We start from the raw sequence: 22,012 nt of genomic DNA, 5'->3' as shown, positions 1-22,012 counted from the left end.
CTAATCAAACCAATGAATTTCACCAGAATATAGTTTAGATATTTTGCCAGTTTGTTCCTGAATCAACAGTGCACCATCCTCAGCGATACCATGAAAAATTGCCTCTCTCTCATCTCGCAAATTACTGATTTTTATCTTTTCTCCAATTCTAAACCCATAGCTTTCCCACTTTTCTTTTGTAACAGAGAAACCTTCGTTTATATACTGATCATAGGCTGATTCAAATGCTGTAAGGAAGTGTTGGACAAACTTATTAATATCCCACTCTTTTCCTGTTTCTATATGTAAAGAAGTAGCTTGATCTTGTATATCTTCCGAAAGGTCTTTCCGCAGGTGGTTCATGTTTAAGCCGATACCGATAACAACGTATTGAATTCTATCCTGTTCTGCCTGCATTTCCGTTAATATTCCAACAGCTTTTTTTTTGTTTAACAAAATATCATTTGGCCACTTGATGAGTGGCTGGAGAGCAGTGTGCTCTTGAATCACATCTGCCATTACGGTCGCTGCTAATAATGTTAATTGCGGTGCCTGCTGCGGTAATATTTCAGGACGCAGAAGCATGCTCATCCACATTCCTTTTTGGGAAGCAGAATGCCAGTTTCGATTCATCCGGCCGCGCCCCATTGTCTGCTCGTCTGCAATTGCTACAGTTCCGTGTGGTGCATTATCTTGGGCAGCGTTATGAATTAACCTTTGCGTAGACGGTGCAGAGGATTTATGAATAATGGATTGGCCGAGCCACTTTGTTTTTAAACCCCATTTAATCGTGTTATCACTAACTTTATTGGGTATTTCTTTTATTCGGTAGCCTTTCCGCGGTATACCTTCGATTTCATAACCGTCTTTTTCAAGTGCCTTCATATGCTTCCAGACACTATTTCTTGATATATTTAATAAATCGGATATTTCCTGACCTGAAATGTATTGATTCTCATTTTCAGATAATACTCTGATTAATTTATTTCTTGTTGATTCCATCGCAGCCATTCCTTTATTTCTTGATAGTTATTCTGTAATTCGCCAGTGACTACCTTTTTTTCTGCTGTTTCAATTATATTTTTAATCCATGGTCCGCCTTTTCTTTCAGGATATAAAGAAAGTAATTCATTGCCATTAATAGCAAGCTCGTTTCTTGCTTGAATGGGCAGCGCTAATTTCTTCTTATGCAGTTCATTGTATATAATCTTTTTATTAAATAACATGTCAGTTAAACGAATAAATGGCTCAAATCTCTCTGTTGTCAATTGATAAATGAATTCGTTGTCAATCCCATTTTGTTTATAATAACTTAAATCTTCAAAAAGTTCAAAAGCGGTGCGTTTCATTCTGTTTGAACATTTCCATGCCTTAATCCAGGTCGATATGGAAACCTTAGGATATAAATAATGAAATAGAACGATTACTTCAGCAAAGGAAGCTAATGGTTTCATTTCGCGCGGCAACTTTTGAACCAAGATTGGTTCATCCTTAAATACCGGTAAATCCAAATAGATTTCCGCTTTATATAAATATTCTAATCCAAGTTGTACATACGCGCCTGCAAAGAATTTTTCCATTTCATTTGTTATTCTTTCAACAGAAATCTGGACAATGTCACTTTTATTTGTAACCATATGCTGCAATGTTGCAGGGTGGATTTTAAAGCCTAGCTGACTGGAAAAACGGAGTGCACGGATAATCCGCAATGCATCTTCTTTAAACCGCTTAGAACCATCTCCAACCGTACGTATTAGACGTGCTTCTATATCTTTTTCTCCTTCAAAAAGATCGATAATCTCACCCGTTTTATCCATTGCTAGTGCGTTTATTGTAAAATCCCGCCTTTCAAGGTCCTTATCAATCTTCTTAATAAACTCAACAGAATCAGGATGGCGGCTATCCGAATAGTCACCATCCAGTCGAAACGTTGTTACTTCATAGGATTCGTGCTCATGTCGAACAATTACTGTTCCATGCTCAATACCTACTGGAATTACTTTAGGAAACAGCTTCTGTACTTCTTCAGGTGTTGCTGAAGTAGCGATATCAATATCTTTAATTGACCGATTTAATAAAAGGTCTCTAACACAGCCACCGACGAAATATGCCTCAAAGCGATGCTTCTCAAGCTTCTCCAAAATAGGTTTTGCTTTAATAAATCTTTCGGTTAACATTTCAATCACCGTTTTCATTCAATCTAAAATTCTATGATATAAATCAATATACTGGTCCATAATTACTTTTGATTGGAAATACCTGCTTACATGCTTTATCGCATTTTCTGAAAACTGCTGCAGTTTCTTTTCATCATTTAACAAACCAATTGCATATCTAGAAGCCTCGACAATGTCTCCCTTTTCAACAATATAGCCTGTCTCGCCATGTTGAATCACTTCAGGAATGCCGCCAATATTCGTTCCAATACCTGGCACTCCGCATGCCATAGCTTCAAGAAGAACCAGACCAAAGCTCTCCTTTTCAGATAATAAGAGCATTAAATCAGCAATTGATAATAATTCACTTATATTGTTTTGTTTTCCAAGAAATAACACATCATCTTCCATATGCAGCTCATGCACGAGATTTTTCATAGCAGAATATTCTGGTCCATCCCCTATTAACATAAGCTTGCTCGGTTTTTCCTTTAAAATTTCATGAAAAGTATAAATTACATCCGCTACTCTTTTTACTTTTCGGAAATTAGAAATATGAATAATTACTTTCTCATCATCGTGTATGTTGTACTGTTTTCGTAATAATGGCACTTGCTTTTGGTGATATTCTTTTTCATTGACGAAATTATATATTACAGAAATTGGGTGTTCGGTTTCTATCATTTCTCTCGTCTGTTTCGTAAGACTATTAGACACGCTCGTAACTGCATCCGATTTTTCAATGCCGTAGCGAATCATTTTTTTGAATGTATCATCTATCCCTAAGACAGTAATATCCGTTCCATGCAGTGTAGTTACTACCTTCACTTTATGTTCAGCAATGTCTCTTGCTAAAATGGCACAAATTGCATGAGGTATTGCATAATGAACATGAAGCACATCCAGTTTTTCTTGGTCAATAATTTCTGCCATTTTTGAAGCTAACGAAAGATCATATGGCGGATATTGAAAAACAGGGTAATGATTAACTTCCACTTCGTGATAGAAAATCTTTGGATATACTTTATCCAGTCTGAATGGTTGTCTTGAGGTAATAAAATGAATTTCATGACCGTTTTCAGCTAGCAGTTTTCCTAGTTCAGTAGCTATCACTCCTGAGCCGCCAACGGTTGGATAACAAGTGATTCCTATTTTCATTTTTCGTTCTCATCTCTTTCTTCTTTCTTAACAAACTCACGCCATTTGAAATCTCCTCGTTCAAGACCATGCAAGAAGATTTCTGCTGCTGCAAGATTTGTGGCAAGCGGGATTTGATAGACATCACACAGTCGCATGAGGGCAGTCACGTCAGGCTCATGTGGCTGTGCTGTTAATGGGTCGCGAAAAAATATGACCATATCCATGTTATTATTAGCCACCATTGCACCAATTTGCTGATCCCCGCCTAATGGACCGGATTTAAAACGATGAACTGGCAGGCCAGTCTCTTGGTTGATTAATTTCCCAGTTGTGCCTGTTGCATATAAATCATGTTTCTCCAAAATATGTTCATATGCGATGCTAAAACGGATAATATCTTCTTTCTTTTTATCATGGGCAATTAATGCAATTTTCATTTGGCCCAACCTTCTTTCATTTATAGTATGTTCTCTAACCCGTAAACAAGTGAATCCATTTCCATTACTTTATAGACAGAAGTTTGTATTCCTTGCATGAAAGAATCGCGATTCATTGAATCATGTTTGATTGATAGAACCTGGCCAGGACCTCCGAATATGACTTCTTGATGTGCAACGAGTCCAGGCAGACGTATGCTATGGATATGCATACCATCCAGTTCAGCACCGCGCGCTCCCTCCAAATTACTTGTTTCATTTGGGTGCCCTTGCTGTTTTGAGCGTCTGTTATTACGAATCATTTCAGCGGTTTTTATCGCTGTACCTGATGGTGCGTCTACTTTTTGATCGTGATGCATCTCAATGATTTCAACATCAGGAAAATATGCTGCTGCCATTTTTGAGAATTTCATCATAAGAACAGCACCAATTGCAAAGTTTGGTGCAATAATGCAGCCAAGTTTCTTTTCATCTGCCAGTTCCTTTAATTCGCTGATTTTTTCTTCTGTAAAGCCAGACGTCCCAATTACTGCACGTAAATTATTGGCTATTGCTAATTTTGTGTGCATATAGCCGCTTTCAGGTGTAGTTAAATCAATAAAGACATCAGCTTCTATCTCTTTAAAACAGGTGTCCGGATTTGTATACACTGGAATATTCGCAGCACTGTCCTCGACAATATCCTTAAGCAGCTTTCCTTCATTTTTATGATCAATAACCGCCGCTAAATTAAAATCCGATTCATTTTCAATCATTTGGATCGCTTCTTTGCCCATTTTACCCCTTGGGCCAGCTAAAATTATATTAATTGGCATATTCCGTCACCTCTAACATTAATTGTGTTCGTCTTTCCTAGTCCAACGATTCTTATCTCTTGTTTCAATTTTTGTAATGGAACGTTCAAAGCTTTCCGATAGGTCTATATCCAGTGAATTTGCAAAGCATGCAAGCACAAACATGATATCACCCAGCTCGTCTTCAATTGTTTTTTCTTTTTCAGTTATTTTCTTAGGTTTCTCCCCATAATAATGATTGACTTCGCGAGCTAGCTCTCCAACTTCCTCTGAAATTCTAGCCATCATAGCTAATGGAGAAAAGTAACCTTCCTTAAACTGCCCAATGTAGTCATCTACTCGTTTTTGTATTTCTTTTGTATCATAGATTGTGCCCATGCTGGTATTACTCCTTTGCTTCAGTTTTCGCTTATCTTTCATGTTAGCTAATCCGATGAATTTTGACAAATTTTTTATTCTAAAAAATAAAATTCATCACCGAATTTCACTCGTTTGCACACTAATTCTTTAAATTTATCACGAAACAGACAAAACATATATTGTCTTACTCGTTCTATATTCAACGTGCATTTGTATTTAACTGGTGCACAAAATAAGTAATTTATTAATTCTGCATCATTAATTTGTTCTAACAGGGTAAAATGTTTATAATTGGATTGGTTATCTTTAGGGATGGGGGTTTGTTATTTATGGTATTTGGGTTAAAATTTAAAAATATTTTTTTCATTCTGCTTGGTGCGTCAATCTATTCTTTTGGCATTGTTCATTTTAATATGCAAAACAACTTGGGAGAAGGCGGATTTACCGGTATTACACTATTATTATATTTCTTATGGAAATTCGATCCTGCTGTTACAAATATTATTCTAAATATCCCTATTTTTTTTATAGGATGGAAGCTGCTTGGAAGGAATACATTTCTCTATACAATTATCGGCACCTCTGCAGTATCCGTTTTCTTAGCTATTTTCCAAAAGTTTCAATATAATATCCATCTTGAAAATGACATGACACTTGTTGCCTTATTTGCTGGAGTATTTATTGGTGTTGGGCTAGGTATTATTTTTCGTTATGGCGGTACAACAGGCGGCGTAGATATCATTGCCAGACTTGCAAATAAATACTTTGGCTGGAGCATGGGAAATACCATGTTTCTCTTTGATTTAATTGTTATTTCTTCTTCCCTCTTATTAATTCTCGATTTAGTTCAAGGGATGTATACTCTCGTTGCAGTCTACTTAGGAGCCCGGGTAATCGATGTGATTCAGGAAGGTGCTTATTTAGCAAAAGGAGCAACAATTATTTCTGAACGGAGTGAAGCGATAGCACAAGGAATTCTTTCAATGGATCGTGGAGTTACTATTTTAAAAGGCCGTGGAAGCTATTCTGGAGAGGACCGTGATGTCCTTTATTGTGTAGTTGCTCGAAATGAAATTGTCAGACTGAAAAGTATTATCGAGAAAATCGATCCTCACGCCTTTGTCACCATTAGTACAGTTCATGACGTACATGGTGAAGGGTTCACATTAGATGAAAACAAGAAGCCAATTCAACGATAAAAAAATCCGCATGCAGCCTAGAAGAGCTGCATGCGGATTTTTTAATTAATCTCTGCTCGCTGCATAAATCATGATGAAACGTACAAGTTCCAACACTGCAACAAGAGCTGCTGCCACATAAGTCAAAGCAGCTGCATCTAAAACCTTTTTTGTTTCCCGTTCTTCATCATTTCGAATAATGCCGCCTGAGACCATCTGTGTCATCGCACGACTGGATGCATCAAACTCTACTGGCAGTGTGACAAGTTGGAAGAGAACAGCTGCAGACATGAATATGATACCAAAGAGAAACATTCCTGTCATATCCAAAAGTAACCCAGCAAGAATTAGATAAAAAGAGATCCGCGACCCAAAATTCGCGACAGGAACCAGTGCACTTCTAAAACGCATAAAAGCATATTCCTGTTCATCTTGTATAGCATGTCCTACCTCATGGGCCGCAACAGCAGAAGATGCCATGGAGCGCCCATGATAGATGTCTCTTGAAAGTCTGACTACTTTTGTTCTAGGGTCATAATGGTCTGACAGTGTTCCTTTTGTTTCCTGAATATCTACATGATATAGCCCATTATCATCTAAAATTTTTCGTGCTACTTCTCGTCCAGTCATTTGTGAAGATGTATTTTTTTTTGAATATTTACTGTATGTTGATTTAACCTTTGCTTGTGCCCATAATGGTACAAGTATCAGTACAGCTAAATATATTAAATAGCCACCCATATTGATTCCTCCATAAAAAAGTATATAGGTCAATTTTAGTCAGAAACAGGAAATCAGTCAACTAAATTGTCGTCCTTCTGTTTAATTTTCTGGCTTTGCCCTTTATATTTTCTCCAGCTTACATAACTTAATGTAAGAATAATTAGTCCTCCAACAATGATAACTGCAGGAATGAGCGGCAGTAATTCAACATTTGCAAATATCCATTGCTGTAATTGTCCTATACCCAAAAAAGTTGTACCCTGCGTCGCATCAGGTAAAATTAAGGAAATAATCGAGTTTAATAATGATTGTATGATCATAAGAAGTCACCCCATTATATTTCAGCTAATTAAAATATATGATGAGGTGCTTCGAATTATCACAGAGAGTTTGTTAGCTGCTTTTTATTTCCAATTGTTAACCAATAAGCAAGCAAGAGCGAACCAATGCTTAACCAAAATGTAAAGTAGCCTATTTCATTCATATAAGTCATTAAAGACGAATACTTTGGCATCATTTCAAAGACATAATCAATCACATCATTATGTAATGTCCAGATTCCTGCAACTGCAAGGTGCCTCATTTTCACTTTATAATAGGGCGCATAGAGAATTGCCTGTATTGCCATGCCTGCATGAGAGGCCATAAGCATATATCCTGCAGAACTTAAAGAACCATCAATTGCCAATGTCAGCAGATTCATGGCAACTGCCCATGTTCCGTACTTAAATAGTGTAACTAATCCAAGTGCCTCTATATACGGAACATTTCTATTAAATAAGAAAAATAATAAGAAAACCGTGAAAAATAAACTCGCTGTTGGACTGTCCGGTACAAATATTAGAAAAATATCCGGCGTAATTGCCAATTGTGGAGCATACCAATAATAACCATATATTGTACCGATAAGGTTAATTATAAATAAAATAAATATGAACTTTTTGTCGAGAAGTATGTATCTTAGCATATTAGAATCCTCTCTATAGATAAAATAAAATCCAACTATTTTAATGGAAGAAAAGACACCTTTACCAGCGTTGGGCAAAGGTGTCCGTATAATAGTCTGTATTATTCTACTGATTCATTTACAGTTAGTATAAAATCAACTAATTGATCTAGTTCTTCGTCAGTACCAGTGAATTGATCTGCCGGCATTGTACCAATACCGTTCACTGCGATATCTGCAAGTTCTTCTGCACTGTAGTCAATTCCAACTAATGTTGGTGCTGCAGTACCTTCTAATTCTGCACCATGACATGCTAGACAGCTTGTTTCATATGCTGCATAACCTGCATGTTCTGTATCAATTTCTACTGCTGTTTCAGAAGGAGGAATTGGTTTGTCTGATTCTGCACGACCTTCCCAGTCTACGTGAGCAGCAGATGTATACGTTAACCAGATAACAGATGCTAATGCTAAAAGCATCATCCCCACTGCTACTGGACGTTGATGCGGTCTGCGTCCAGGTCCGTTGTCTAAGAATGGTGCAAGTAGTAATGCACCAAAAGCAAGTCCTGGAAGTCCAAGCATACCTAATAAAATAAAATCTCCACTTGCATATTTATATTTCAAAAGTTCATATAAGAATAAGAAATACCAGTCTGGCAATGGAATAAATGAAGCGTTTGTTGGGTCAGCAATCCCACCTAGTGGTGATGGATGTGCTAATGTCAAGATTAAAAATCCAACAAGGAATACCGCTCCAACCAACCATTCTTTTAATAAAAAGTTGGGCCAAAAAGCTTCTGTCCTGCCAGGATACTCTGAATAGTCTTTTGGTACACGTGAGACCGTCGGGCCTTGCTTGATCCGAGAGTCACCAACAAATTTCATACCTTTTCCCTTTTGCATTGTGCTTTCCCCTCCTTTTTATAGTGGTCCAGAAATCCCTTGTCTTCTAATTAAGATAAAGTGAACTGCAAGTAGCGCGAATAATGCTGCTGGCAAGAAGAAAACATGAATAGCAAAGAATCTTGTTAGTGTTTGTGCACCAACAATTGATGCATCACCAGCTAATAATATTTTCAATTGCTCACCAATAAATGGAACTTGCTGTGCCATTTCTAAACCAACTTGTGTAGCAAAGTAAGCTTTATTATCCCATGGCAATAAGTAACCAGTGAATCCTAAGCCAAGCATAATAAAGAAGATTAGAACTCCAACCATCCAGTTAAGTTCACGCGGCTTCTTGTATGCCCCTTGGAAAAACACACGTAAAGTATGTAATAACAGCATTACAATTACAACACTGGCGCCCCAGTGGTGCATTCCCCTAACAATTTGAGCATGAGCAACTTCTGTTTGCAGATAGTAAACAGATCTCCATGCATTTTCAATATCTGGCACATAATACATTGTTAGAAACATACCAGAAAGAATTTGAATGACAACAACAAAAAATGTTAAGCCACCAAAACAGTAAACAAACGCCGAAAAGTGATGGGCCGGATTAACATGTTCTGGAACTTCGTGATCAGCGATATCTCGCCATATCGGGTGAAGGTCAATGCGTTCGTCAATCCAATCGTATATTTTCTGTAGCATCTCCTATTAAGCCTCCCCTTGTGGTTTTGCGTCTCCTAAGAACAACATTCCATCTTTAATTTCCTGTTCATAAACATCTAATGGTGCTAATGGCGGTGTACCTGGCACGTTTGTGCCGTCCTTATAATAGCGTCCATCATGACACGGGCAGAAGTATTCGTTTGGATGCTGATCGCTTCCTTCCCAAGAAACTACACAACCCAAGTGTTTACAAACTGGGGAAAAGGCTACAACTTCATCACTTTCATTTTTGTAAACCCACGCTGCACGGCTTACTTGAGACTCATACCAGCCATCCACTTGATCAATCGTCCACTCGATACGCTGTGGATCTGATGTAATATCATCAACAGCAAGACCGACGTTTGCTAAGTCACCACCACCTGCTGATTTTAACACAGGATCAATAGCCATTCTTACTGGAGAAATCAATAGACCTGCTGCCATAAAGCCTCCTACTCCCATAAGTGTGTAATTTAAAAACTGTCTACGGGATACTTGTTGCTTTTTTTCTTCACTCATGATTTTCCCCCCTCTTTTACAATAATCACGGACATTTTTATGAATTTAATCAGATTACTAGGACAATACCATGATAGCGCAATCTTGAACTATGGTCAATATAAAACCTAACGTTCTAAATAAAACTTTTACAAATTATGCTATTTTACTTAAACACCCAATCTACTACAGTGAAAAAAGCAATAAGTTAATTGATTTTAAGTTATTTTTGCTGATTCTTAGCTTAACCGATTTTAACAAATTATATCCTTACCAATATGAGCGAATCATTTCTGAAATCTGTGAAATCTGGTCACGTATAAATTCGGCTGTTTCCTTTGAACGAAGATCTCCTGATTGCATTCCAGGCAGCCATAATATATTGCCATTTAAAGACTTTTCATGCTTTTTCCATCCTGCATCAAAAGTTAAAAGAACAATATGTTCAAAAGGCTGCTCTTTAATATCTTGAATCCAACTATTTAATCGATCAATTTCAGCTGCTTTATCTGTTGTTTTCAAAAAATAATAATTTGGAGCCAGCATCACTCTTCCACTCAGCTCTTTTTCAATTTCATTTGCAAAGATATTGATTACCTCATTTTGAAAAGAACTCTTTTCCGATTCCTTGTCGTTTCCCATTTGGAAAGGAATCAATGGTAGTAATATTGTGTCAACGTATTCCTTTGCTTGAACATATTTATCAAGCTCTGTCTTTTTCCATTTCATCTAAATATATCAACCTTTCTGTCAAATAATAATTCAATATGTAGATTATCTCATTCCCGATTTTACCCTATAAGGGCAAAAGTAATCAACCTATTCTCTAATGAATAGGCTGATTGTGCAATTGTGTATCCAATTCGTGCAATTCCTGTGTCAAGGAAAGAAATTCAGCTTGATTCCTTTCATCCAATGCCTGATCGATTGCCTTAACTAATTTTTCTCTTTTCTGAAGCTGTAAAGTGTAATTTAAGATTTCTTTAGTATTCTCGCGGTCCTTATTTGTAATATAAAAATCATCATCCAGAAATGGATTTTCTTCTAAAACCGCGGCGTATTGCGGACTCTGTTTCCAATTTTGGAAATCAAGCTCAACAAAGAGCGGCTCGAGAGGATTCAGTCGAATATCATGAAAAGCTTTTTCTGCATCCGTTGTGACCAGTTGATTGCGATAAAAACGAAAAGCTGGACCATCAACGCAGTTACTTGAAATAATAATACTGCGTGGACAAAATCTTGCATTACGAACAAAATGAACATTTCGCAGAAGTTTATTATGATTTGCAAGGTAAGTTAATATCCAATTGCTCTCCCTCAGTTTTGTTTCATATTGATTTAAAAACCAAAAAATGAAGGATTTTTTTTCGTCTGAACGAATAGGAGTGTTTTTCATAATTGCCTCCTCAGTATTCTTCCGGATGTTTTAGACGCAATACATATTCTTCAATAACATAATCATCAGGTATTTGCTGCAAATACTTTTCAAAAACAGTGATAGCTTCTGGAGTCAGCCCTTCCTCTGTCAGAAAATAACCATATTCTTTTAAGAAGTCTGTGTCATCATTAAGATTGATATAGGCTTCTTTATATGCATTCAAAGCATCTGCATACTGCTCTTCTTCGTTATATGCTCGAGCAAGTTCCCAATCAAACAAAGCCTCAAGTGACCCAGTAGCTTTAATTTCTGTTAACAGTTCAATGATCTCTGTATACCGATTTCTTTCTTTAAGGAATTCCAGCAGAAATAAGATTGCCTCGCGGTATTCGGGATCTAAAGCAATTGCCTGCCGAACAAAATCTTCACTTTCTTCCTCCTGGTTCAGCTGATGTGCAATCATGCCTGCACGTAAAAATAGTTGCTTATTAAATGAGTCAATTTGCAGACCTCTTTTTGCAGTTTGATACGACTCTTCAAGTAAACCTTCCTCTTGGAGCGCCTTAGCTAAATTATAATAAACAGAGTGGTAGTATTCATCTTTTTCGATCACACGTTTCCAAGCCTTAATAGCGATATCATTTCTGCCAGCCTGGCTTGCAGTTACGCCGTATTTATAAAACTTATCTGGTGACTCTTCACTGCCATCTTTAAAGTAGGGAATTGCTTTTTCGTATTCACCGATTGCTGCATAGGATTCAGCTAACCGATCAAGTATAGAAACCTCAGCTAACAATGTTTCTTCTTTAGCTACTTTTTCATAGTAGGTTACTGCTTTTAAATATTCGCCGATTGAGAAGAATAATTCACCTAAGGCAAAGTCAATAATTACTTCATTAGGCAGTATGTTTTTTGCAGTTAGAAGCTTTTGTTCGGCAACTTCAAATAGACCCTGCGCTTGATAAAGATCAGCCTGCTGCAACAAAGCTTGTACATATTCTGGATCTTCTTCCTTGATGTTATCCAATAAGGCTATCGCAGACTCATCATCCTCAATTTCAATGTATATATCAACGAGACTTAATTTTAAGTCGCTTTCATCAGGATATTTTTCCATCAGCTCATGCAGAATCCCTGCTGCTTCTTCTAAAAATCCCCATTTTAAATACAGTTCTGCAATCGTATATTTCTCATCATCATTTGCTGCTTTCGAGAAGTCCTTTAATAATTTAAGTGCTTTTTCAATTTGATTATTTTCAACTAATTGAATTGCTTCTAAGATGGTATCCATTTACCCATCCTTCCTTCTTTTAATAGTTCGTATTGTTATCATAACGAAAACAATGTTTTGATTCAATAATTTGGCATTTACTTAATAAAATAAATAAGGAATTAATCAAAAAAGACCAGATTGGTCATTTTTGATTAATTCCTTGCTGTTATATTTTCAAAGTCTGTGAAGAAGTTCGGATAGGAGATTGCAACAGATGAAATGTCGTCTATAATAATTTCCTCATCTGAGAAAACAGATGCAATCGCACCCATCATTGCAATTCTATGATCATTGTATGACTTGATTTTACCACCAGTCAGTTTTGTTTTCCCCTCAATTATCAGCCCATCGTCAGTAGGTGTTACATTTGCACCTAAGGTTGAAAGGACATCTGCAACAGCTGCGATACGATCAGTTTCTTTTACGCGCAGTTCCTCGGCATCTCGAATAATTGTTTTTCCGCTTGCTTGCGTTGCGAGTAAAGCAATAATAGGTATTTCATCAATTAATCTCGGAATAATATCACCTGAAATTTCGATGGCCTGCAGATCTCCGCTTTGAATTGTTATATCACCAAATATCTCGCCGCCGACTTTCTTTTCGTTGTGGATTGTAAGATTTGCACCCATCTCAATCAATACATCAAGAATACCTGTCCGAGTTGGGTTTAACCCTACATTTTTTAGCACTAAATGACTATTGGATTTAGCTGCCGCTCCTGCAAGGAAAAATGCGGCCGATGAAATATCACCCGGCACATAGAAGTCTGTCGCACTTAATGGTTGCTTATTAGATATGGACACAGTATTTCCATCAACGTTTATATCCGCTCCAAAAGCGCCTAACATTGTTTCTGTATGGTTCCTGGTTTTTGTCTTTTCGGTAATTTTTGTTTTACCTTCAGCAAAGAGACCTGCAAGCAGGATAGCTGATTTTACTTGAGCACTTTTGACTGGAAGTATATAATCTATACCCTTTAATTGTTGACCTTCAATTGCAATAGGAAGGAGTCTTCCTTCCTCGCGCCCGGTAAAGGCTGCGTTCATTTCAACTAAAGGATTAACAACACGGTCCATTGGCCGTTTGGATAAAGATGCATCCCCAAAGATTGTAGTAAAAAAAGGCAAACCAGCTAGCAAACCAATCATCAGACGAGTTGTTGTTCCGGAATTCCCAAAGTTAAGTGGTATAATAGGTTCTTCCAGCGCATCTGCACCCTCACTATTAATAATGATTGTCTCGCCATCCTGTTCAATGGTAACCCCCATTGCACGAAATGCATCAACAGTTCGCAGACAATCCTCACCATTTAAAAAGTGTCTGATTTTTGTCTTACCTTTAGCTAGCGAACCGAGTATGATTGCACGATGGGATATTGATTTATCGCCAGGGACTTCTATTTCACCTATAATCCCCGACGTCTTAGGTGTTAATTTTAGTTCACTCATGATTCCACACCCCTAAAAAATATTTATTTTTGAATCATTGCGTCAAATCCGTTTTCTTTTAGATATGTTTTACTCATCTTTTGTGCATCTTTTGAATAAAAGCTAAGACGCAAAACCCCGGTAATTCCTTCACGCACTTCAAGAATTTCAATGTTTTTAATACTGATATTTTTATCAGCTAATAATTGAACAACAGAAGCCAATGCTCCTGACTGGTCTCTAATGTCTACATACAAATCGTAAAAAGCTGGTATTGCCCCACTTGTTTTAACTGGGATGCCATCCCGGTAATTCTTTGCATCCTGAAGATAAGCAATCATTGTCATTTTGTGATTATTATCCACCAGTTCTTTTAGATGAATCATTTCTTCAATCCACTCCTGCAGAAGAACTGACATCTTTTCTCTGTTGTGAAAGAAAATATCCTGCCACATTTCTGGATTGCTGGAAGCAATTCGTGTTATATCCCGAAATCCGCCTGCTGCAAGCTTAGGCAGGTAAGTATGTGTACTTTCCCACTTTTTCGCTTGATGAACGAGTGAAGAAGCGATTAAATGAGGAAAATGTGAAACTACACCAGTCATTTCATCATGCTCTTCAGGTCGAAGGATAATAAACTTACTTTTTGTGTATTTTAATATATCTTTCATCGTTTCAAGCATTTCGTCCGTACTTCGAACCGAAGGGGTAAGTACGTAAATTGCATTCTCGAACAGATGCGGTTTCGCAGCCCCAATTCCTCTTTTGTGTGAGCCTGCCATTGGATGCCCGCCAATAAATGCAATTTTATCGTTTGTTAATGCTTCTGCAGTTTTTATTATTGAACTTTTAACAGAGGCTGTATCGGACACAATTACTTGTTTTTCAAAATCCAGCTGATCTAATTGCTTCATTAGTTTAATCGTTTCAGAAATTGGAGCAGCTAAGATTATAATGTCAGATTGTATCGCAGCCTCTGTAAATTCTTCATATGCTTCATTAATAATTCCGTGTGCTAAGCCATATTGTAAGCTGTCTGGGTTTACATCATATCCTAATACATAGTTATTCTCATTCTTGATGATTGATTTCGCGAGCGAACCACCGATTAAGCCTAAGCCCGCTATTAAGATTCTTCTTTTATTCATGGATTCACCCTGTTTATTTATTAAATTTCCTCAATACACATTGCAGTTCTTTCATATCATCTTCCGTTCCAATTGTAATTCGAATGGAATTCGGATATCCCAGCAGCTCACCTGGACGAATAATAAATCCATTTTCTATTAAATATTGAAAGACTTCCATACCGCTGACTGGTGTAGAAACATAAATAAAATTTGTTTGACTCGGGTAATAATGCCAGCCTATTTCATCTAAAAAAGCATAAAATTTCTGTTTTTCCCTATTGTTCTTCTCTTTTGTTTCTTTAATAAATGCTTGATCCCCCAGTGCGATTAAGGCAGCTAATTGAGCAACCGATGTCGTATTAAAAGGACCTCGTACGACATTTAAAGAATGAATAACTTCGGGATTGCCTATACCATAACCGATCCTGAGTCCTGCCAACCCATAGGCTTTAGAAAACGTTCTTAAGCTGATTAAATTTGCGTAAGCGGCTAAATATGTATGTGAATCAAGTAAAAAGTCTTCTTCAACAAATTCCTTATACGCTTCATCCAGTACAACAAGAACATCTTTCGGACAGTTTTCCATGAACGCGAGCAATTCTTTCTCTGTAATAGTTGTACCTGTCGGATTATCCGGATTGCAAATCCAGACTACTGAGGTATTTTCATCTATTGCCTCTGACATTGCTTCTAAATCATGACTGCCCTCACTCGTTACAGGTATTTCTTTTACTGTACCACCCTCAACAAGTGTATTATGCTTATATTGTGAAAAAGAGTTTGCCGCCATAACTGTATTTCTGCCTTCAAACACAAATGCTCGGCAGATGATTTGAATGATTTCCTCCGAACCGCTTCCGAAAATAATTTGATTTTCATCCACCTGAGAGTAGTTCGCTACTGCAGTTCTTAGTTCGGCAGTATATCCATCTGGATAAATATTTAACTCAGGAAGCTGCTTTATTAAATAATCTTTCACTTTTTCAGAGTATCCATAGACATTTTCATTTGATGCCAATTTTACAATTCTGTCAAGTCCATATGCTTCTTGTATTTCATGCGATTGTTTCCCTTGCTTATAAGCAGTTAACTGACTAAGTATTGCTTTTTGCTTCATGAATCTATTCTCCTCTTTTCTCCACTAAATCCGGTCTAAGCCTGACTGCTTCATTATGAAAGACATGATGAATTTCTTCCTGCTCCTGCTTGGTATTTACCACCATCATAACGCGAATACATGACTTTAAACTGCCTATAACGTCTATTTCCGCCATACACATGACTGGAACATATATCCAGCCTGGAAACTCTCGCAAAGCTTTTGCAGGGAAAGTGGCACTCAAATCATCTGTGACAGATATAAACACATGTGATACATCATTCGGTTTGACATCGTTTTTTTCTATCATTTCTTGTAATACATTTTTTGTTTCTTGGATTATTAAATCAGCATTGTTCTCAGAAACGGTTGTTGCGCCACGTATCCCTCTTGACATCATTACTTTATCAGCCTTTCTTTAAATATTTCTAGATAATTCAAGATCTTCTGGTCAGCTAGTTCTTTATTTAATAATTTACCTGGTGCTTTTAAGAGCACCATTTTAATTCTATTTCTGACGGCCTTTTTATCTGACTTCATTCGCTTCATAATCTTCTTTGGATCAAACGTTATCGTTTGTAATGGATAGTTATTTTTTTCCAGCCAGCTTTTCAGTTCATCATATGGGAGTTCTACTCCAAATTCAGCTTCACTTACATGAATTGAAAAAAGCAGCCCGACAGCTACTGCTTCTCCATGTGTTATCACACCATAACCAAGCTCTGCCTCCAAAGCATGAGCAAAAGTATGCCCCAAATTAAGGTAGCTGCGAATCCCTAGCTCCCTTTCATCTGCTTCTACAATGTCAGCCTTTACTTTAATACCTGCTAATATATGTTTTTCAAGCGTTTCATTTTTAATAGATACCAAGCTTACTTGAAGCATTTCCTCAAATAATTCCTTGCCAGAGATTAATCCTTCCTTTACAAGTTCAGCATAGCCAGATCGAATTTCTTTTGCTGGCAATGAAGATAAGGTCGCGATATCATAGTAAACTGCCGCTGGAGGGTAAAAAGCACCGATTAAATTTTTTCCATGTTCATGATTGATGGCAACTTTACCGCCAACACTGCTATCATGGGCAAGGATTGTTGTCGGTATTTGTATGTAATCGATGCCTCGCATAAATGTAGCGGCAACAAATCCAGCTAAGTCACCTACTACGCCTCCACCTAAGGCTAAAATCAATGCATTCCGATCCAGGCCTTTCTCTATTGCAGCTGTTTGCAGCCTATAATACTGGTCTATGTTTTTAGATGCTTCTCCTGCAGGGAGAATATACTGAAACACCTTGCAGTCACTCAAATGCTCTACAACTTCATCTAAATAAATTTCTGCTACATTCTCATCTGTTATAACAAAAATAGATGTATACTCTTTTTCAAGAGAGTCCTTTAGTGTAGATAGAATCCGTTGTCCAATTAAGATTGGATAAGTACCTGTACTATATTCTATGGATAAACGCTGCACTAGAAACACCTGATTTCTTCACGGTATTGTTCGATTGCTTCTTTCAATTTAGGGAACTGATCATGCGGGAATTGTTCAGTGATTGCTTTAGCAATTTCAAAAGCGACAACATGTTCCATAACTACCGATGCAGCAGGTACTGCGCAAGGATCAGAACGCTCTACAGTTGCTTTAATTTGCTCCTTTGTATTAATATCGACGCTTTGCAATGGTCGTTTCATCATTGTTGGAATAGGTTTCATTACTCCACGAACAACGATTGGCATCCCTGTTGACATTCCACCTTCAAAACCTCCGAGGCGATTTGAAGTTCGGTAATATCCCTGTTCTTCGCTCCATGCAATTTCATCGTGATTTTCACTTCCATAAATCTTTGCTGCCTGAAATCCAATACCAAACTCTACCCCTTTAAATGCATTTATACTTACAACACTGCCTGCAATTCTTGAATCAAGTTTTCTGTCATAGTGTACATAAGATCCTACACCAGCCGGCACGCCTTCAACATAAACTTCACAGACTCCCCCAACAGTATCGCCTTCGCTTTTTGCTTTATCAATAGCAGCCATCATTTCTTTTTCTGCAGTCTTATCTAATACCATTACTGGAGAATTTTGCGAAATTTCCTGTCTTTCTTTCATTGTCAATTCTTCTTGATCAGAAGCAACGATGCCTGCAATTTCTTTTACATAACCAGCTACTTCTATCCCAAGCTCTTTTAATAATTTTTTGGCAACTGCACCAGCAGCTACTCTGGCAGCTGTCTCTCTTGCAGATGAACGTTCAAGAATATTGCGAATATCGCGGTGACCATATTTTAAAGCACCGTTTAAGTCTGCATGCCCTGGTCTTGGACGAGTCACTACACGACGCAGCTTTGTATCCTCGGGAATAGGATCTTCTCCCATAATATCTGTCCAGTGTTTAAAATCATCATTATTTATAACTAATGAGAGCGGAGACCCTAAAGTATATCCATGTCTGATGCCGCCAGTTATCTCAACAAGATCCTTTTCAATTTGCATCCGTTTTCCGCGGCCATAACCTTTCTGTCTCCGTAAAAGAGAATGATTAATATCTTCTTTTGTTATCGGTAAGTTTGATGGAATGCCTTCGATAATTGTAGTCAATTGTTTGCCATGTGATTCTCCAGCTGTTAAGTATCTCAATGTACCATTCTCCTTTATTTCATTTATCAGATCTCTCGAAGTTTAAGAATATTTCTAACTACTATAACATATATATACTTTATTTTGGCTAAAAGTTTATCTCAAAATTAAATTATTTGGTTTTTTTACTTTTTTTGATAGAAAAAAGTATCCAATAGCTGCAGATTATATTTTTCTGGTGCAAAAATTTGCTCTGTACTCCCTACAAATAATACACCCTCGCTGCGTAATGTATTGCCAAACCCGCGATAAATTTGTTCTTTTGCCTCATCTGTGAAATAAATAAGCACATTACGACAGATAACCAAGTCATAATTATTCGGATAACGATCAGCTAGTAAATTATGTTTTTTAAACGTGATCATATTTTTCAGTTTCTCATCAACTTTGTACATGCCATTTGATTTCGTAAAATACTTTTGTTGGAATCCAGCAGGAAGCTCTTTAAGCGACTGTTCCACATACAGCCCCTTATTTGCTTTCAGAAGTGCATTATCATCAATATCTGTTGCTAATATTGTCGCATTGATATTGGGGAAATGTTCTTTCAGCATGATTGCAAGGCTATAGGGTTCTTCGCCAGTTGAACAAGCGGCACTCCAAATCGAAAGTCTTTTATTGTCTTTAGTTAATTCTGGAATAACTAAGTTTTTAAGCACATCCCAGCGCTTCGGATTTCTATAAAACTCTGATACATTAATCGTTAAACGATCAATAAATTCCTTTAATAGTTCATCATCTTTATTCATTGCTTCGAAATATGTAATATAGCTTTTAAAACCACGTTTGTTACGTAAGGTTGTAATTCTTCTTTTCATTTGCTGCTCTTTGTATAATCCAAGATCAATGTCCAGCTTTCGCTTAATCTTTTGAATAAATTCTGAATAATCGTCAAGCATTTAAACTCCCCCTTAATTCCACCATTTTCGTTTTCTTAGTACCTTATCTTTTTGCTAAAAAACCCCCGTTCGTAAACGGAGGTTTTTCTGTACAGATTAATAAATCCAGTTTGTATCCACTTTGTCGTAAGCGACTAATTCTTTTTCATCAAAGAATAATTTAATTTCTCTTTCAGCACTTTCTGGAGAGTCAGAGCCGTGAATAATGTTTTTGCCTACTGTAATACCATAATCACCACGTACTGTGCTTGGTGCTGCTTCTGCTGGATTTGTTTTACCCATCATGTTTCGCGCAGTCGCAATTACATTTTCGCCTTCCCAAACCATTGCAAAAACGGGGCCTGAAGTGATGAATTCTACTAACTCGCCAAAGAAAGGTCTTTCTTTATGTTCTCCATAATGCTCTTCAGCTAATTCATTTGAAATTTGCATAAGCTTAGCTCCTGCAAGTTTGAAACCTTTCTTCTCAAAACGCTGTACAATTTCACCAATTAAATTACGTTGTACGCCATCTGGTTTAACCATTAAAAATGTTTTTTCCATATTTTTACACCTCTTAATCATTTATCTTTTAGACTAACCTCTAAAATTATACAAAACTATAGCCCAAATAACAAATTATATTATTATAATCTTCGTTTCCCGATAAATTTGGCTATTGACTGTAAAGTTTGCTTCGGCTTGCTGTCTTGAATTTCTTCTAAGACAGTTAATGCCTTATTTAAATATAAATTGCTAAGCTCATAAGCACGGTCTATCGCGTCCGTCTGCTTTAATTCCTGAATAATATTTTCCATTTGTTCTTCAGAAACGGCTTCAGGTATTGTAAATACCTCCTGTACAAGCTTGCTGAAATCTTCATTTTCCATTGCATATAAGACAGGCAATGTTATATTACCTTGCAGCAAGTCATTTCCAGCAGGCTTTCCAAGCTGCTTGGAAGAGGCTGTAAAGTCAAGGATATCATCAATAATTTGATAGGACATTCCAATAAAGTAGCCATAGCGGTACATTCGCATAACATCTTTGTCAGATAGCCCGGAAATAATTGCGCCAAGTTCACAGCTCGTAGCGATTAACAATGCAGTTTTTCTTTTAATTCTTCGTAAATAATTGCGTAAGTTTTGTTCCCAATTGAATTTATCTTCAATCTGATCAATTTCACCGATGACAACTTCTACTAAAGCTTTTGATAATGCATGGTGAACCTTCGGATTATCAATTGAAGTAATCTCTTCTAATGCTCTAGCAAGAATATAGTCTCCTGTGTACATTGCTACACGGTTGCCATACACATGCTTTATTGTAGGTTTGCCTCTGCGCAGCTCGGCTTCATCAATTACATCATCATGGACTAATGTCGCCATATGTATTAATTCAAGTGACATCGCAGCCTTATTGATCTTCTCAGGGTGAAATTCACCAAGTTGACCTGCTAATAACACAAAAACAGGGCGAATTCTCTTGCCCCCCGCTTTTAATAACTCGGTAGATGCTCTTCGTAATACTGGATGTTCTGCTTGTATTATTTCATTTAATGATGCTTCGATAAGATCCAGGTCTTTTTTTAAGTATCCATAAATTTTAGGTAGTTTCATATGTGTCACCTTTATTTTAAAATAACATTCATATCGGCCGTTAGCGAATCTGCTTCGTACCCATATGCATTGCAGCTACACCGAGTGTATAGCTCTTAACTTCAACAAAAGAATATCCAGCTTCTTGAAACATCTCTTTCAGCTTCGTTTTACTAGGGAAATTCTTTGTCGATTCATTTAACCATGCGTATTCATCATAGCTTTTCGCAAACAGCTTACCAAATAAAGGCATAATATAACGGAAATAAAAGAAATAAAGCTGTTTAAAACCAACTATCTCTGGCTGAGATGTTTCTAAGCAAACAACTTTGCCATTCGGTTTTACAACACGATACATTTCTTTAAGAACCGTCATATAATCTGGAACGTTTCTTAAACCAAAGCCAATTGTAACATAATCAAACGTATTATCTTCAAAAGGCAGCTCCATTGCATTTCCATGCATTAATTCAAGCTGTTCCACTTGTAATGCATTCCGCTTTTCTTCAGCAATCGATAGCATATTCTTACTAAAGTCCAGACCGATGACTTGACCATTTTCTCCTACTGCATTTGCTAATGCAATAGACCAGTCTCCAGTGCCGCAGCATACATCTAATGCTTTAGTACCTTGTTCAACATGCATGCGTTCCATCACATCGTTACGCCATACTTTATGCTGCTGAAAAGAGATAACTGAATTCATTGCATCATAATTTTCGTATATTTTTTCAAAAACGTGATGCACCCGTTCTTCTTTTGACTGATTTTGCATGAC

General features: G+C 37.1%; 26 protein-coding genes. 1 reads left to right on the top strand and 25 read right to left on the bottom strand.

The features are described 5' to 3' along the window. Genes NST93_RS05130 through NST93_RS05105 form a run of 6 tightly spaced genes read right to left on the bottom strand, consistent with a single transcriptional unit; the run spans window position 1 to window position 4,884 of the window. Complete coding sequence (locus NST93_RS05130) at window positions 1-981, bottom strand: biotin--[acetyl-CoA-carboxylase] ligase (RefSeq protein ID WP_405101849.1); 981 nt, start codon at window positions 979-981, stop codon at window positions 1-3. Beyond that, window positions 957-2,174 (bottom strand): CCA tRNA nucleotidyltransferase, encoded by a 1,218-nt coding sequence (locus NST93_RS05125; protein ID WP_405101847.1) that lies wholly within the window; start codon window positions 2,172-2,174, stop codon window positions 957-959. Before NST93_RS05125 ends, NST93_RS05130 begins: the two co-directional genes overlap by 25 nt. Next, the gene (gene bshA / locus NST93_RS05120; protein WP_405101845.1) at window positions 2,175-3,293 is read right to left on the bottom strand and encodes an N-acetyl-alpha-D-glucosaminyl L-malate synthase BshA; all 1,119 of its coding nucleotides are present in this window, start codon (window positions 3,291-3,293) and stop codon (window positions 2,175-2,177) included. It abuts the gene before it with no gap. Then, window positions 3,290-3,712 carry a methylglyoxal synthase gene (gene mgsA / locus NST93_RS05115; RefSeq protein WP_405101843.1) on the bottom strand — a complete coding sequence of 141 codons (423 nt, stop codon included), beginning with the start codon at window positions 3,710-3,712 and terminating at the stop codon, window positions 3,290-3,292. The genes bshA and mgsA overlap by 4 nt, the downstream gene beginning before the upstream one ends. Window positions 3,713-3,732: 20 nt before the next feature. Continuing rightward, entirely contained in the window at window positions 3,733-4,527 is a 795-nt protein-coding gene (dapB, locus tag NST93_RS05110) for a 4-hydroxy-tetrahydrodipicolinate reductase (protein WP_405101841.1), read from the bottom strand. A gap of 18 nt (window positions 4,528-4,545) precedes the next feature. Further along, on the bottom strand, window positions 4,546-4,884 hold the full coding sequence (locus NST93_RS05105; protein WP_405101839.1) for a nucleotide pyrophosphohydrolase: 339 nt from the start codon (window positions 4,882-4,884) through the stop codon (window positions 4,546-4,548). Window positions 4,885-5,195: 311 nt separating this feature from the next. Between NST93_RS05105 and NST93_RS05100 the strand changes: the two genes are divergently transcribed. Further along, the gene (locus tag NST93_RS05100; protein WP_405101837.1) at window positions 5,196-6,065 is read left to right on the top strand and encodes a YitT family protein; all 870 of its coding nucleotides are present in this window, start codon (window positions 5,196-5,198) and stop codon (window positions 6,063-6,065) included. A 45-nt stretch (window positions 6,066-6,110) separates the two neighbouring features. Here NST93_RS05100 and NST93_RS05095 read toward each other — a convergent pair whose 3' ends face one another. The 19 genes from NST93_RS05095 to NST93_RS05005 all read right to left on the bottom strand — a co-directional run bounded on the left by NST93_RS05095 (window position 6,111) and on the right by NST93_RS05005 (window position 22,009). Then, window positions 6,111-6,785, bottom strand: coding sequence for a zinc metallopeptidase (locus tag NST93_RS05095; RefSeq protein ID WP_405101835.1), 675 nt, complete (start codon window positions 6,783-6,785; stop codon window positions 6,111-6,113). 53 nt (window positions 6,786-6,838) lie between these two features. Then, window positions 6,839-7,087 carry a sporulation protein YpjB gene (locus NST93_RS05090; RefSeq protein WP_405101833.1) on the bottom strand — a complete coding sequence of 83 codons (249 nt, stop codon included), beginning with the start codon at window positions 7,085-7,087 and terminating at the stop codon, window positions 6,839-6,841. Window positions 7,088-7,146: 59 nt separating this feature from the next. Further along, window positions 7,147-7,734, bottom strand: a complete 588-nt coding sequence (locus NST93_RS05085) for a DUF1405 domain-containing protein (protein WP_405101831.1) — start codon at window positions 7,732-7,734, stop codon at window positions 7,147-7,149. Between the two features lie 101 nt (window positions 7,735-7,835). Then, window positions 7,836-8,618 carry a c-type cytochrome gene (locus NST93_RS05080; protein ID WP_405101830.1) on the bottom strand — a complete coding sequence of 261 codons (783 nt, stop codon included), beginning with the start codon at window positions 8,616-8,618 and terminating at the stop codon, window positions 7,836-7,838. Between the two features lie 18 nt (window positions 8,619-8,636). After that, window positions 8,637-9,311 (bottom strand): menaquinol-cytochrome c reductase cytochrome b subunit, encoded by a 675-nt coding sequence (gene qcrB, locus NST93_RS05075; protein ID WP_405101828.1) that lies wholly within the window; start codon window positions 9,309-9,311, stop codon window positions 8,637-8,639. Between the two features lie 6 nt (window positions 9,312-9,317). After that, the gene (locus NST93_RS05070; protein ID WP_405101826.1) at window positions 9,318-9,833 is read right to left on the bottom strand and encodes a ubiquinol-cytochrome c reductase iron-sulfur subunit; all 516 of its coding nucleotides are present in this window, start codon (window positions 9,831-9,833) and stop codon (window positions 9,318-9,320) included. Window positions 9,834-10,082: 249 nt separating this feature from the next. Beyond that, window positions 10,083-10,541, bottom strand: a complete 459-nt coding sequence (locus NST93_RS05065; RefSeq protein WP_405101824.1) for a YpiF family protein — start codon at window positions 10,539-10,541, stop codon at window positions 10,083-10,085. 97 nt (window positions 10,542-10,638) lie between these two features. Next, the gene (locus NST93_RS05060) at window positions 10,639-11,208 is read right to left on the bottom strand and encodes a ReoY family proteolytic degradation factor (RefSeq protein ID WP_405101822.1); all 570 of its coding nucleotides are present in this window, start codon (window positions 11,206-11,208) and stop codon (window positions 10,639-10,641) included. A gap of 10 nt (window positions 11,209-11,218) precedes the next feature. Further along, a complete protein-coding gene (locus NST93_RS05055) occupies window positions 11,219-12,481 on the bottom strand; it encodes a tetratricopeptide repeat protein (protein ID WP_405101820.1) in 1,263 nt (420 codons plus the stop codon). 134 nt (window positions 12,482-12,615) lie between these two features. Then, window positions 12,616-13,911 carry a 3-phosphoshikimate 1-carboxyvinyltransferase gene (gene aroA / locus NST93_RS05050; protein ID WP_405101818.1) on the bottom strand — a complete coding sequence of 432 codons (1,296 nt, stop codon included), beginning with the start codon at window positions 13,909-13,911 and terminating at the stop codon, window positions 12,616-12,618. A 23-nt stretch (window positions 13,912-13,934) separates the two neighbouring features. Next, window positions 13,935-15,038, bottom strand: a complete 1,104-nt coding sequence (locus NST93_RS05045; protein ID WP_405101816.1) for a prephenate dehydrogenase — start codon at window positions 15,036-15,038, stop codon at window positions 13,935-13,937. 13 nt (window positions 15,039-15,051) lie between these two features. Beyond that, on the bottom strand, window positions 15,052-16,137 hold the full coding sequence (hisC, locus tag NST93_RS05040) for a histidinol-phosphate transaminase (RefSeq protein WP_405101815.1): 1,086 nt from the start codon (window positions 16,135-16,137) through the stop codon (window positions 15,052-15,054). A 4-nt stretch (window positions 16,138-16,141) separates the two neighbouring features. Then, window positions 16,142-16,516 (bottom strand): chorismate mutase, encoded by a 375-nt coding sequence (gene aroH / locus NST93_RS05035; RefSeq protein ID WP_405103758.1) that lies wholly within the window; start codon window positions 16,514-16,516, stop codon window positions 16,142-16,144. A gap of 2 nt (window positions 16,517-16,518) precedes the next feature. Then, complete coding sequence (aroB, locus tag NST93_RS05030; protein ID WP_405101813.1) at window positions 16,519-17,589, bottom strand: 3-dehydroquinate synthase; 1,071 nt, start codon at window positions 17,587-17,589, stop codon at window positions 16,519-16,521. After that, the gene (gene aroC / locus NST93_RS05025) at window positions 17,589-18,758 is read right to left on the bottom strand and encodes a chorismate synthase (protein WP_405101811.1); all 1,170 of its coding nucleotides are present in this window, start codon (window positions 18,756-18,758) and stop codon (window positions 17,589-17,591) included. The genes aroB and aroC overlap by 1 nt, the downstream gene beginning before the upstream one ends. A 125-nt stretch (window positions 18,759-18,883) precedes the next feature. Beyond that, window positions 18,884-19,657, bottom strand: a complete 774-nt coding sequence (locus NST93_RS05020) for a CheR family methyltransferase (protein WP_405101809.1) — start codon at window positions 19,655-19,657, stop codon at window positions 18,884-18,886. A gap of 96 nt (window positions 19,658-19,753) precedes the next feature. After that, entirely contained in the window at window positions 19,754-20,200 is a 447-nt protein-coding gene (ndk, locus tag NST93_RS05015) for a nucleoside-diphosphate kinase (RefSeq protein WP_405101807.1), read from the bottom strand. Window positions 20,201-20,283: 83 nt separating this feature from the next. Beyond that, complete coding sequence (hepT, locus tag NST93_RS05010) at window positions 20,284-21,255, bottom strand: heptaprenyl diphosphate synthase component II (RefSeq protein WP_405101805.1); 972 nt, start codon at window positions 21,253-21,255, stop codon at window positions 20,284-20,286. 40 nt (window positions 21,256-21,295) lie between these two features. Beyond that, window positions 21,296-22,009, bottom strand: coding sequence for a demethylmenaquinone methyltransferase (locus tag NST93_RS05005; protein ID WP_405101803.1), 714 nt, complete (start codon window positions 22,007-22,009; stop codon window positions 21,296-21,298). Window positions 22,010-22,012: the final 3 nt, after the last annotated feature.

The sequence above is a fragment of the Oceanobacillus sp. FSL H7-0719 genome (assembly GCF_045040795.1).
GTDB lineage: Bacteria > Bacillota > Bacilli > Bacillales > Amphibacillaceae > Oceanobacillus.
This window is presented reverse-complemented; position numbering and strand designations above follow the sequence as displayed.